Origin of the sequence: Pseudomonas sp. IT-P258 (genome assembly GCF_949767825.1) — a bacterium.
GTDB lineage: Bacteria > Pseudomonadota > Gammaproteobacteria > Pseudomonadales > Pseudomonadaceae > Aquipseudomonas > Aquipseudomonas monachiensis.
The window spans coordinates 99441-112847 of record NZ_CATKPU010000021.1; the positions used below are offsets into that span (position 1 = coordinate 99441).

Genomic DNA, 13407 nt, shown 5'->3' on the forward strand with positions numbered 1-13407 from the left:
GTCATGACTTTTGTTATAGAGAACCAAGTATAGGCAAGGGTTGGATGGTGCCTGGGCAGATCCGAAATCAAAGGTGTATCGACTGGCCTCTTCGCGGGCAAGCCCGCTCCCACAGGGTCATGCGCTGTCCTTGTGGGAGCGGGCTTGCTCGCGAATGAAGGCACCGACGATCTGACCGACCCAACAAATCGTGTACAACTTTTGATATTTAGCTGGAACAATCCAATGGTTTTTTGAGAACATCACGCTCCCCGACGTGACCGCAATGCGTCATGGGGTCGCAGAACGACGTAATTAGTCTAATTTTCACAACCGCAATTCATCATGTAGTATGCCGCAGCGAGCACTACATAACGTTGGATCGATGTCTGCCGCAGGCACGTTCGCAACCCTGAAAGCCCTGTCAGCAAGGCCCCAAGCCGTTGATTGGTCCCAACCCAGCCGCCTGTCATGGGCATGTACTGGTAGAGGGGTTTGTGGTTTAAATGGCCAAAGGCTTCATTGTTAAATTGAAGAGCTGAAAAGCGAAATAGCTGAGCAGAGTGAGGCAAGCAATGACTGAACACGTTCAAGTCGGTGGCCTGCAGGTCGCCAAAGTCCTGTTCGACTTCGTGAACAACGAAGCCATTCCCGGAACCGGCCTCACCGCCGATCAGTTCTGGGCCGGTGCCGACAAGGTCATTCATGACCTGGCGCCGAAGAACAAAGCCCTACTCGCCAAACGCGATGATTTCCAGGCTCGCATCGATGGTTGGCACCAATCCCGTGCCGGTCAAGCGCATGACGCCGTGGCCTATAAAGCCTTCCTGCAAGAGATCGGTTATCTGCTGCCAGAAGCGGCCGATTTCCAGGCAACGACGCAAAACGTCGACGAAGAAATCGCCCGCATGGCCGGCCCGCAGCTCGTGGTGCCGGTGATGAATGCCCGTTTCGCCCTCAATGCCTCGAACGCCCGTTGGGGTTCGCTGTATGACGCGCTCTACGGCACCGACGCCATCAGCGAAGCTGACGGCGCGGAAAAAGGCAAAGGCTACAACAAAGTTCGCGGCGACAAGGTCATCGCCTTCGCCCGTGCCTTCCTCGACGAAGCGGCGCCATTGGCGGCTGGCTCCCACGTCGATTCCACCGGCTACAAGATCGTTGACGGCAAACTGGTGGTCGCCCTTAAAGGCGGCAGCAACACCGGCCTGCGCAACGACGCACAACTGATCGGTTTCCAGGGCAATGCCTCTGCACCGACCGCGATCCTGCTGAAAAACAACGGCCTGCATTTCGAAATCCAGGTCGACGCCAGCACCCCGGTCGGCCAGACCGACGCGGCCGGCGTCAAAGACATCCTGATGGAAGCCGCGCTGACCACCATCATGGACTGCGAAGACTCGGTTGCCGCCGTCGACGCCGATGACAAAGTGGTGATCTACCGCAACTGGCTCGGCCTGATGAAGGGCGATCTGTCGGAAAACGTCGCCAAGGGCGGTCAGACCTTTACCCGTACCATGAACGCCGACCGCACCTACACCGCTGTCGATGGCAGTGAACTGAGCCTGCACGGTCGTTCGTTGCTGTTCGTGCGCAACGTCGGTCACCTGATGACCATCGATGCGATCCTAGACAAAGACGGTAACGAAGTGCCGGAAGGCATTCTCGATGGCTTAGTGACTTGCCTGGCATCGATGCACAACCTGAACGGCAACACTTCGCGCAAAAACACCCGCACCGGCTCGATCTACATCGTCAAGCCGAAGATGCACGGCCCGGAAGAAGCGGCGTTCACCAACGAGCTGTTCGGTCGCATCGAAGACGTGCTGGGCCTGCCGCGCAACACCCTCAAAGTCGGGATCATGGACGAGGAGCGTCGTACCACGATCAACCTCAAGGCCTGCATCAAGGCGGCGAGCGAGCGTGTGGTGTTCATCAACACCGGTTTCCTCGACCGCACCGGCGACGAAATCCACACCTCCATGGAAGCCGGCCCGATGGTGCGCAAGGCGGACATGAAGGCGGAAAAATGGATCGGTGCCTACGAGAACTCCAACGTCGATATCGGTCTGAGCACCGGCCTGCAAGGTCGCGCACAGATCGGTAAAGGCATGTGGGCCATGCCTGACCTGATGGCGGCGATGCTCGAACAGAAAATCGCTCACCCGATGGCCGGTGCCAACACCGCCTGGGTACCATCGCCGACCGCTGCTGCGCTGCACGCGCTGCACTACCACAAAGTTGACGTGTTCGCCCGTCAGGCCGAACTGGCCAAGCGTGCCCACGCTTCGGTGGACGACATCCTGACCATCCCGCTGGCGGTGAACCCGCAGTGGACCGCCGAACAGATCAAGAACGAACTGGACAACAACTCCCAGGGCATTCTCGGTTACGTAGTGCGCTGGATCGACCAGGGCGTCGGCTGTTCGAAAGTGCCGGACATCAACGACGTCGGCCTGATGGAAGACCGTGCCACGCTGCGTATTTCCAGCCAGCACATCGCCAACTGGCTGCGCCATGGCATCGTCACCGAAGACCAGGTCATGGAAAGCCTCAAGCGCATGGCGCCGGTGGTTGACCGTCAGAACGCCGGCGACGCGCTGTACCGCCCGCTGGCCCCGAACTTCGACAGCAACATTGCCTTTCAGGCGGCGGTTGAACTGGTGGTCGAAGGCACGAAGCAGCCGAACGGCTACACCGAGCCGGTCCTGCACCGTCGTCGTCGCGAGTTCAAGGCGAAGAACGGGTTGTAACCAGCTGTCTTCACAGCAATCCCCCGGTTGAAAAACCGGGGGATTTTTGTTTCAACTTCCAGCAAATGCAGGGCTACCTCCTGTAACGCAACGCGTTTGCAGCGATGCAATGGCCTATTCTCGACGCATTCATGAACAAGGCAATTCCGAGGACCGTGATTACGAGAGCAAACAGCTTTTCGCCACCAATGGGTTCGTCGAGTACATGCCACGAGGTCAAGATGCCCGATATCGGAACAATCACTGACAATGGTGCAACCTGGCTCGCCGGATACTTCTCAATCATTCGGTTCCACACCCAATACCCGAATACCGTCGCCACATAGGCCTGAAACAGGACAGATGCCAACACCGGAGCGGTCATGTCCGTTAGCAACGACTGGAAAGGGGCTGCGCCTTTGACCCAGTAAGTCATCAGATATAGAGGAGGTGTTGCATACAGACTCGACCAAACGACAAAGGAAAATATATCAACAACTTTGCTTCTCTTGACCAACACATTGCAAAGACTCCAGAACAATGCGCCGAGCAATACCAGAAAAAGTCCAAAGCTTTCGGCATCGCCGTCCGTTACATGAATAATAAACATCAGTCCAACCAACGCCATGAGAATGCCAGCCACCTGTATTACCGTCATTTTCTCGCCAAACAGAAGTACTCCCCAGATGACTGTGAAAAAAGCACTGAATTGCAAGAGCAAAGATGTCACGCCGGCACTGACGCCAAGAAACATGCCATAGTTCATCAGCCAGCACATTCCGATACCAAACAACAAACCGTAGACGATAGTTACAAATGTACTGATACCCTTGGGTTTGGGGAGGAAAAACACCAACGGTAATGCACAGAAAGTAAAACGCAATGCTGTCAATATGAAGGGATCGATACCGTCAAGACTGATACCAATTACCGTAAAATTGCTACCCCACATCACTGTCACACCGATAACAAGTACAAGATCGCGAAACTCCATTTTCTTTATCATATCGTCCTCATTGTGATACACAGCCACACAATCCAGGAAGAGTAATGACCTGACCTTTACCGGAGTTTTATCCACAGGAATTAGCCGAAGCCTGAATACACGACTGCCATCGGCATACTCAAGCCGCTAACATTTAAGAGTCAAACTGGCAACCTGGATAGTGCTACGACAGATTTTATTGAACCAAGCGCGACATCAAATAAATGCCTGCATTAGCCCTCAAGAACTGAACGATAACTGAAACACAGGAAGAAAAAACAAGCTATTTGTGAGTAGCTTTTTCGCGGGCAAGTTAGATAAATTCAATTACAAGTAAAAACCAACAAAACAACTCAAGCCTGTAATTAATAATTACAGGCTTGAGTTACTTAATGCCCAGCTCGCGTTTTACCAGTGTCACCAGATGGCTGGCATCAATCGGCTTGAGCAAAAAATCCACCACGCTCATATGCATCGCGGCGATCGCATCCTTCACGTCGGCGTCACCCGAGACAATGATGATCGGCAATGCCGCCCTTACCGATTCGCGTACCTGACGAATCAGTTCCAGACCGTCAATGTGGCCCATTCGCAAGTCGGTGATCATTAAACCGATCGAGGTTTTTTTGATCTCAGCCTCGGTCACCAGCATCTTGAGTGCCGCTTCTCCGCTGGCCGCCGTTATGCAGTTGATGCCCTCCAACGCGAGGATCTCTGACAGCAGTTCCCGGGCGTCTTTATCGTCGTCGACGATCAGCACTCGTTGCAGCGGCAGGTCAGGCTCCAGCATGACGGCACTTAGCGCTTCGCGCTCGGCGTCGCTCAAAATATCGTGGTCGGACATGGCGTTCTCTACATGTTCAATTCAATTCCCTAGCACAGTTAAGAGACATCGCTAAGCTGACCACCAATGTGCACTCCGGCAGATAATTTTCCAATAGGGGAGCAGAGAGGTTTTTCGCACACTTGCGTAGGCTTCTTCCGACATTTCAGGGCGCTAACCGCCTACCTAGACTTACGTCCAATGGGCACCCCGACCGTAGGGGTCGACCATGTCCATGTCACCCGACCACAACAATTCAAAAAAGACTGCGGTAATGGTTATGAGTAAAGCGGACGCCTTCACACAGGCAGGGAAAACCGCGGTGTTGCAGAACATCCAGGGCACGTTGCAATTCCTTCAGCGCTTCCCGCCCTTCAACCAGATGGAACACGCTCACCTGGCGTATCTGGTCGAGCAATGTCAACTGCGTTTTTATGCCCCGGGCGAGAGCATCATCAAACCCGCCGACGGGCCGGTCGAGCACTTCTATATCGTCAAGCAAGGCCGGGTCGTGGGCGAGCGTCCGCATACGGCAAAAGGTGGCACCGAAACGGTCTTCGAGATCACCACCGGCGAGTGTTTCCCCCTCGCGGCGTTGCTGGGTGAACGGGCGACCCGCACCGAGCACCTGGCCGGCGAAGACACCTTCTGCCTGCAACTGAACAAGCCGGCGTTCATCCGCCTGTTTTCGCTATCGGACACTTTCCGCAACTTCGCCCTGCGCTGCGTCAGCAGTCTGCTGGATCAGGTCAACCAACAAGTGCAGCAAAAAGCCGTGGAAACCCTCGGCACCCAGTATTCGCTCAATACCCGTCTGGGCGAGTTGGCTATGCGCCACCCGGTGACATGCACCCCGCGGACACCATTGCGCGAAGCCGTGACGTTGATGCACGAACAACAGGTCGGCAGCATCGTGGTGGTCGACGAACACAAGGCGCCACTGGGGATTTTCACCCTGCGCGACCTGCGTCAGACCGTAGCCAACGGCAGCAGTGATTTCAACGAAGCCATCGAAGGGCACATGACCCGGGCGCCGTTCTTCCTGTCGCCGGATCACAGTGCATTCGACGCGGCGATTGCCATGACCGAGCGTCACATCGCCCATGTCTGCCTGGTCAAGGACCAGCGCTTGTGCGGCGTGGTTTCCGAGCGCGACCTGTTTTCCCTGCAACGGGTCGACCTGGTGCACCTGGCGCGCACTATCCGCAATGCCCAGAAAGTGGAAAACCTGGTGGCGCTGCGGGGCGAAATCGGTCAACTGGTCGAGCGCATGCTGGCCCACGGCGCGTCTTCGACGCAGATCACCCACATCATCACCTTGCTCAACGACCACACCGTGTGCAGGGTGATCGAACTGACCCTCGCCGAAAGAGGCGACCCCGGTGTGCCGTTCAGCTGGCTGTGTTTCGGCAGCGAAGGCCGTCGCGAGCAGACCCTGCACACCGATCAGGACAACGGCATTCTGTTCGAAGCCAGCGACGCGGCACAAGCCGCCGAGATTCGCGGCAAGCTGTTGCCCATTGCCCAGCAGATCAACCAGAGCCTGGCGCTGTGCGGCTTCACCTTGTGCAAGGGCAATATCATGGCCAGTAACCCCGAACTGTGCCTGTCCCGCGCCGAATGGGCACGGCGCTTTGCGGCGTTTATCCGCGAGGCAACCCCGGAAAACCTGCTGGGTTCGAGCATTTATTTCGATTTGCGCGTGGTCTGGGGCAGCGAGCAAGGCTGTGAGCAGTTGCGCCGGGGCATTCTCGACCAGGTCGGCGACAACCGCTTGTTCCAGCGCATGATGGCCGAGAATGCGCTGCGCAATCGACCGCCCGTAGGGCGTTTCCGCGACTTCGTGCTGGCGCGCAAAAATGGCGAGAAGGCCACCCTGGACCTGAAGATCCAGGGCCTGGCACCCTTTGTCGACGGCGCCCGGTTGCTGGCCCTGGTCCACGGTATCGAAGCGAACAACACGCTGGAGCGCTTTCGCCAGTTGGTCGACAAGGAGATCATCGATCCCCTGGACGGCGCCGCGTACGAAGAGGCCTATCACTTCATCCAGCAAACCCGCATGCAGCAACACCAACTACAGACCCGGGAGAATTTTCCTTACTCGAATCGGGTCGATCCCGACAGCCTCAATCATCTGGACCGACGCATCCTGCGTGAGTCCCTGCGCCAGGCACAACGCCTGCAAAGCAGCCTGGCCTTGCGGTATCAGTTATGAGCCTGTTTTCGTGGCTGCGCCCGCCGAGCCTCACCCTGCCCGCCGACCTGCAACATCGGCTGGAGCAATTACCTACGGCGGCCGACCTGACTGAGTCCAGCCTGCGCGAACAGCGCTGGGTGGTGCTCGATCTGGAAACCACCGGCTTGAACCTGAACAAGGACCACGTGGTGTCCATCGGCGCGGTGGTGATCGAGGACGGGGCCATCGACTTTCGCCAAATGTTCGAACGCACCCTGCAATATCCGCAAGTGAAACTCGGCCCCAGCGTGCTGATACATGGCATTGGCCCCAGCGCCATTGCGGCGGGCAGCGAACCGGCAGAAGCACTGCTCGACCTGATGGAGTACATCGGGGACAGTCCGGTACTGGCCTTCCACGCGCCGTTTGACCAGCACATGCTCGGCCGTGCATTGAAAGATCACCTGGGTTTCAAATTGCAGCATCCGTTTCTGGATGTGGCGGATATTGCGCCGCTGCTATGTCCCCAGGCGCACATTCGCGAGGCCGGGCTGGACGACTGGATCGACTGGTTCAAGCTCGAAGTCTTCGAGCGCCACCACGCCAGCGCCGACGCCCTGGCCACCGCCGAACTGATGATGATCCTGTTCAGCCGTGCGCGACAGCAGCAGATTCACAGCCCGTTGAACCTGCAACAGCGCTTGAATCAGTGGAAACGCCGGCAGCAGGCGCCGTCCTTCTAATAGCAATTTGTCACTGTAGGAGCTGCCGAAGGCTGCGATCTTTTGATTTTGATTCTTCAAGATCAAAAGATCGCAGCCTTCGGCAGCTCCTACGGGGTTTTGCGCCAGCACTAACCACCCGACCAACGCCAATTGCTTACCTCCCTCGCCTCTGCCACAATCGCGAACAGTTCTCGTTAGTTAATACTTCCCAATCGGTGATGCGGCGTGTCGTCAGTCCCAAGCCCCCAAAGTGAGCTCGTCGGTGCGTTATATCGCGACCATCGCGGTTGGCTATTGGCCTGGCTTCGACGCAACGTCGCCTGCCCGCAGCGGGCCGAAGACCTGAGCCAGGACACTTTCGTGCGTTTGCTGGGCCGTGAAGAGCTGAAGGTACCGCGCGAGCCCCGGGCGTTCCTGGTGGCGATCGCCAAGGGCCTGCTGTTCGATTATTTCCGCCGTGCCGCGCTGGAACAGGCCTACCTCACCGAGCTGATGCTGATTCCCGAAGCCGAACAACCGTCGGTGGAAGAACAGCAAATGATCCTCGAAGACCTGAAAAACATCGACCGCCTGCTCGGCAAGCTTTCCAGCAAGGCCCGGGCGGCGTTCCTCTACAACCGTCTCGACGGCCTCGGCCATGCAGAAATCGCCGAGCGCCTCGGTGTATCGGTGCCGCGGGTGCGCCAGTACCTGGCTCAAGGCATTCGCCAGTGCTACATCGCGCTGTATGGTGAGCCGACATGAATCCGCTCGGTTCCAAACCGGTATCGGCCAACGTGCTGGACGCGGCGATTGCCTGGCAGTTGTCCATGGACTGCGCCAACCCGATAGAACGTGAAGAGTTCGCCAAGTGGCACGCGTCCCACGAAGAGCACGCCCGCGCCTGGCGCCAGTTGGGTATGCTCGACCAGCGTTTCAGCGTGGCCAGCGGCCCGGCCCGCACGGCCTTGCTGCAATCGCGCGAAGGCATCCGCCGGCGAGTGCGCAAGCTTGGCAACGGTTTCGCCAGTATCGTTGCCATGATCGGCCTGGCCCTGTTCGCCGGGGATCGTTACCTGCCGATCGACTATTGGCTGGCCGACCAGCGCACCGCCGTTGGCGAGCAGCGCACCCTGCGTCTGGCTGACGGCACGCTGATCAATCTCAACACCCACAGCGCACTGGATGTGCGTTTCGATGAAAAACAGCGGCGCGTTGTGCTTCAGGAAGGCGAAATCCTGGTCGAAACCGGCCATGGCGATCCCCGGCCGTTCATCGTCGAAACCCGTGAAGGCAGCATGCGTGCGCTGGGAACGCGGTTTCTGGTCAAGCGTGAGGAGGACGGAACGCGCCTGAGCGTATTGCAGTCGGCGGTGGCGGTTCACCCTGAATCCACCCCGGACGAACAGATTCTGCACGAAGGCCAGCAGGTGCTGATCCGCAACAACGGCCTGGGCCCGATTCTGGCCGTCAACCTCGGCGCGGATGCCTGGGCCCGCGGCATGCTGGTGGTGGACAACACGCGGCTGGAAGATTTGGTGCATGAAATCGGCCGCTATCGAAACGGTTACGTCGGGGTCGCCCCTGAAGTGGCCGACCTGCGCATCACCGGCAGCTTCCCGCTACGCGACACCGACCTGGCACTCAACGCCCTGTTGCCGACCCTGCCGGTGCAGATCGAACAGCACACGCAATGGTGGGTGAAGGTCGTGGCCAAGGCTGATACCAAGCCCTGAACCGCCACACAGCCCCCTGTGGCGAGGGAGCTTGCTCCCGCTGGGTCGCGAAGCGGCCCCCTGTACTTTCCAGTTAAAACGCACTTGCTGACTTTACGATTGCTTCGCAGCCGAACGGGAGCAAGCTCCCTCGCCACAGAAGCGCATCCCGAAAGTACTTTGGCCGCAACTGGATAGCTGAATCGAAATTATTTTCATCCAGCCCTATCACTTTTTTATTTTCGTTCGGCACACAGGCAATTGAGAAATGTTTCCATTCAGGAGCCGCTGTATGCCTCGTTCGCTAGACTCCCTGTTGCGCCGCAGTTTGCTGGCGGTCGCCATTGCCCTTTGTACCCCGTTGGCCAGCAGCCAACTGGTCGCCGCTGAACAGACGTCCAGCGTCCGCGCCTACAACCTGCCGGCCGCGCCACTGGTCAACACCCTGAACCAGATTGCCAGCCAGGCCGGTCTGGCCCTGTCATTGAATCCATCCCTGGCGGCGGGCAAGACCTCGGCGCCGGTCAAAGGCCAGTTCGACGCACCCGACGCCCTGCGCGAAGCCCTGCGTGGCACCGGCCTGCAACTGGAGCAGAGCAGTGCGGGCACCTATACCCTGGTGGCCGTGCCAGAAGGGGTGATGGACCTGCCGGCCACCAGCGTGATCGGCGTGCAAGACACTGAAAGCGCCTGGGGCCCGGTACAGGGCTACCTGGCCAAGCGCACCGCCGCCGGCACCAAGACCGACACCGCGCTGGTCGAGGCGCCGCGTTCGATTTCGGTCGTCACTCGAGAGCAGATGGACGACCGCAACGCGCACACCCTCGACGATGCCGTGCGCTACTTGCCGGGCATCACCTCCAGCAGCTTCGGCAGCGACACCCGCGCCGACTGGTTGCGCGTGCGGGGGTTCGAGCCGACTCAATTCCTCGACGGCCTGCCACTGCCAAAAGGTGTGTACTCCAACCCGAAACAGGAAACCTGGAACCTCGACCGACTGGCGCTGCTGCGCGGTCCGGCTTCCTCGGTGTACGGACAGACCCCGCCGGGCGGCCTGCTGGACATGGTCAGCCGTCGCCCAAGCGCTGAAGCCAGCAGCGAGATCCAGCTGCAATACGGCAGCGACAATCATCGCCAGATCAACTTCGCCAGCACTGGCAAAATCGATGAAGAAGGCCAGTTCCTGTACAGCCTCAGCGGCGTGCTGCGCGACGGCGGCACGCCCATCGACCACATCGATGACAAGCGCTACAACATCGCGCCCAGCCTGACCTGGAACATCGACGAAGACACCAGGTTCACCCTGCTCACGCAGTTCACCCGTGACGATACCGGTATCACCAGTCAGTTCTATCCGATCCAGGGCACCAAGATCGACATGCCGTTCGGCGATATCTCCCACCACAAGAACCTGGGTGACCCGGACTACGACTACTACGACCGCACCTACTACGCGCTGGGTTATGCCTTCGAACACCGCCTGAACGATGTCTGGCAGTTCCGGCAGAACCTGCGCTACACCAAGTCGGAGCTGTCGTTCCAGGCCGTGACCGTCAATAGCTACAACCCCGACTTTGCCGATCTCGGGTTTGTCGTTGACGATCAAGGCAACACCGGCCGCGGCACCACCAATGTCGACGAAGACATCGCACAGTTCGCCGTGGACAACAACCTCCAGGGCGACTTCGTCACCGGCGACGTCAGTCACACCTTGCTGATCGGCCTGGATCACCAGCGCAACACCACCAACTACCTCTCGATCTTCGGCACCGCGCCGGGCATCAACGTCAACGACCCGATCTATGGTTTGCCGATAACCCGTCCGCCACGCTCCACGGCGTTCTACGACTACGAACAAAAGACCCAGCAGACCGGCCTGTACATCCAGGACCAGATGGCCCTCGGCCAATGGCGCCTGACCCTCGGCGGTCGTGAAGACTGGGTCCACACCGGAACCACGTTCTTCAACAAGGGCGATGCCACCAACACCGAGCGCGACAAGAACTTCAGCGGCAACGCGGCGATCAGCTACGTGTTCGACTCGGGCTTCGTACCCTACCTGTCCTACGCCGAATCGTTCCAGCCGACCAGCAATGCCGTCGCCTCGCCGACCGAGTCGTTCAAGCCGACCGAGGGCAAGCAATGGGAACTGGGGATCAAGTACCAGCCACCGGGCAGCAACACCCTGCTGACGGCGGCTGTGTATGACCTGACCCAGAAAAACGTTTCCGTCACCAACAACGTGGGCAACGTGACAGTCACCAGCCAGACCGGCGAAGTGAAAGTCAAAGGCCTGGAGCTGGAAGCCGTTTCCGACGTGACCGAAAACCTCAAGGTCACCGCTGCCTACACCCTGGCCAAATCCGAAGTGCAAGAGGGCATCTACAAGGGCAATCGCCTGCAACTGATGCCTAACCAGCAAGCGTCGGTGTGGGGCGACTACACCTGGCACAACGGCGTGCTGGACGGCTTCGGCATCGGTGCCGGTGCGCGCTATACCGGCAATACCTATGGAGACCAGGCCAACACCTGGCTGGGCAAGGCCGACGCCTACACGGTGTTCGACGCAGTGGTTCACTACGACCTCGGTCGCCTGGACAACAGCCTCAAAGGCGCTTCGCTGGCCGTTAACGCGACCAACCTGTTCGACAAGGACTACATCTCGACTTGCGACAGCTACTACTGCTACTACGGCGACCAGCGCAGTGTCGTCGCAAGTGCAACCTACAAGTGGTAACGCTTTGAGCTGACACGCCCAATGACCAGGCCGTCCTTCGTGGGCGGCTTTGGTTTTTCTGAAGGCTTTGAAATGAAAAGTAAAACGATTCGCCGCTGGTCCGCTGTTCATACCTGGACCAGCCTGATTTGTACGGTGTTCCTGTTACTGCTGGCACTGACCGGCCTGCCGTTGATCTTTCACCACGAGATCGACCACTTGCTGGGCGATGCGCCTGAAGTGAAGGAAATGCCGGCGGACACCCCGCACCTGAATTTGCAGCAGCTGGTGGAGGCCGCCGAGAAGCATCGCCCCGGTGAAGTCATGCAGTATTTCGGCTTCGAGGACGATGAGCCCAACGCGGTGCTGACCATCATGGCCGCGACGGCGGGCACCGAGCCGAACTCGTCCCACACCTTCATGCTCGACGCCCGTACCGGCGAAGCGCTGGAGACGCCATCGGCCAACGGCGGTTTCATGATGGTCATGCTGCGCCTGCACGTGGACATGTTCGCCGGGCTGCCTGGCAAGTTGTTGCTGGCGTTCATGGGGATTCTGTTCGTGATAGCGATTGTCTCCGGTACGGTGCTGTACCTGCCGTTCATGCGCCGCTTGAAATTCGCCACCGTGCGCCAGGACAAATCCACCCGCCTGCGCTGGCTTGACCTGCATAACCTGATCGGCGTCGTGACCCTGACCTGGGCGCTGGTGGTCGGCGTGACGGGCGTCGTCAGTGCCTGCGCGGACCTGCTGATTGCCGCATGGCGCAACGACACGCTGACCGCGATGATCGCGCCCTATCGGGATGCACCACCGCTGACACAACTGGCGCCCGCCAACCGATTGCTCGATATCGCCAGGGAAGCCGCACCGGGCATGCAACCGGACTTCATCGCCTTCCCCGGCACGCGCTTTTCCAGTGAGCATCATTACGCAGTGTTCATGAAGGGCAGCACGCACCTGACCTCGCACCTGCTGACGCCGGTACTGATCGATGCCAGCACCCTGCAAGTCACCGCGGTGGTCGAACGCCCGTGGTACATGGACGTCATGGGCATGTCACAACCGCTGCACTTCGGTGACTACGGCGGCATGCCGATGCAGATACTCTGGGCGACCCTCGATGTGCTGACCATCATCGTGCTCGGCAGCGGGGTCTACCTGTGGGTGGTTCGGCGCAAGGTCGCCAGGCCGGTGCTGGAAAAAGCGGAGAGCGTGGCATGAAACCCCGGCAGTCGAACTTCTGGAAAGTGTTTGCCATTCCGACCGTCATCGCGGTGCTCAGCGCGGCGGGGTTGTTTGCCGCGTTGCTCGGGGATGGTGTTTGGGATTCGTTGAGTTGGGTGGGGCTAGGTGTCCCCGCCGCTCTTGCCCTGCGCGGCCTCCTGCAACGCCGCTGATCCCCTTTTGTGGGAGCGGGCTTGCTCGCGAAGGCGGAGTGTCAGCCAGCCTCTATATTGCTGACCCACCGCTTTCGCGAGCAAGCCCGCTCCCACAGGGGAAATCCTGCCCAGTCATACGACGACACCCCTCGTCCATCCGTCGCCTCCCCCTGCAAATCCTCTGACATATCTGTT

The 13407-nt window shown here is 59.0% G+C and carries 10 protein-coding genes; 8 read left to right on the plus strand and 2 right to left on the minus strand.

All coding sequences use genetic code 11. The features are described 5' to 3' along the window. The first annotated feature begins 554 nt into the window (after nucleotides 1-554). Nucleotides 555-2732 (plus strand): malate synthase G, encoded by a 2178-nt coding sequence (locus ACM6G4_RS07725; RefSeq protein WP_414913409.1) that lies wholly within the window; start codon nucleotides 555-557, stop codon nucleotides 2730-2732. A 73-nt stretch (nucleotides 2733-2805) separates the two neighbouring features. Here ACM6G4_RS07725 and ACM6G4_RS07730 read toward each other — a convergent pair whose 3' ends face one another. Together ACM6G4_RS07730 and ACM6G4_RS07735 are read right to left on the minus strand one after the other, a co-directional pair. After that, nucleotides 2806-3717, minus strand: a complete 912-nt coding sequence (locus ACM6G4_RS07730; RefSeq protein WP_414913410.1) for an EamA family transporter — start codon at nucleotides 3715-3717, stop codon at nucleotides 2806-2808. A 364-nt stretch (nucleotides 3718-4081) separates the two neighbouring features. After that, complete coding sequence (locus ACM6G4_RS07735; RefSeq protein WP_056726599.1) at nucleotides 4082-4540, minus strand: response regulator; 459 nt, start codon at nucleotides 4538-4540, stop codon at nucleotides 4082-4084. Between the two features lie 253 nt (nucleotides 4541-4793). Here ACM6G4_RS07735 and ACM6G4_RS07740 point away from each other — a divergent pair, with 253 nt between their 5' ends. From ACM6G4_RS07740 to ACM6G4_RS07770, 7 genes are all read left to right on the plus strand, one after another. After that, nucleotides 4794-6734, plus strand: a complete 1941-nt coding sequence (locus tag ACM6G4_RS07740; RefSeq protein ID WP_414913411.1) for a DUF294 nucleotidyltransferase-like domain-containing protein — start codon at nucleotides 4794-4796, stop codon at nucleotides 6732-6734. Beyond that, nucleotides 6731-7438 (plus strand): PolC-type DNA polymerase III, encoded by a 708-nt coding sequence (locus ACM6G4_RS07745; RefSeq protein ID WP_414913412.1) that lies wholly within the window; start codon nucleotides 6731-6733, stop codon nucleotides 7436-7438. Before ACM6G4_RS07740 ends, ACM6G4_RS07745 begins: the two co-directional genes overlap by 4 nt. Nucleotides 7439-7645: 207 nt before the next feature. Next, entirely contained in the window at nucleotides 7646-8164 is a 519-nt protein-coding gene (locus tag ACM6G4_RS07750) for an RNA polymerase sigma factor (protein ID WP_008048225.1), read from the plus strand. Next, nucleotides 8161-9135: a FecR family protein gene (locus tag ACM6G4_RS07755; RefSeq protein WP_414913413.1), complete on the plus strand. Its 975-nt coding sequence runs from the start codon at nucleotides 8161-8163 to the stop codon at nucleotides 9133-9135. Before ACM6G4_RS07750 ends, ACM6G4_RS07755 begins: the two co-directional genes overlap by 4 nt. A 271-nt stretch (nucleotides 9136-9406) precedes the next feature. Continuing rightward, complete coding sequence (locus ACM6G4_RS07760) at nucleotides 9407-11851, plus strand: TonB-dependent siderophore receptor (protein WP_056726594.1); 2445 nt, start codon at nucleotides 9407-9409, stop codon at nucleotides 11849-11851. 72 nt (nucleotides 11852-11923) lie between these two features. Beyond that, a complete protein-coding gene (locus ACM6G4_RS07765) occupies nucleotides 11924-13054 on the plus strand; it encodes a PepSY-associated TM helix domain-containing protein (protein ID WP_414913414.1) in 1131 nt (376 codons plus the stop codon). Beyond that, nucleotides 13051-13230: a hypothetical protein gene (locus ACM6G4_RS07770; RefSeq protein WP_414913415.1), complete on the plus strand. Its 180-nt coding sequence runs from the start codon at nucleotides 13051-13053 to the stop codon at nucleotides 13228-13230. The genes ACM6G4_RS07765 and ACM6G4_RS07770 overlap by 4 nt, the downstream gene beginning before the upstream one ends. The last annotated feature ends 177 nt before the right edge of the window (nucleotides 13231-13407 follow it).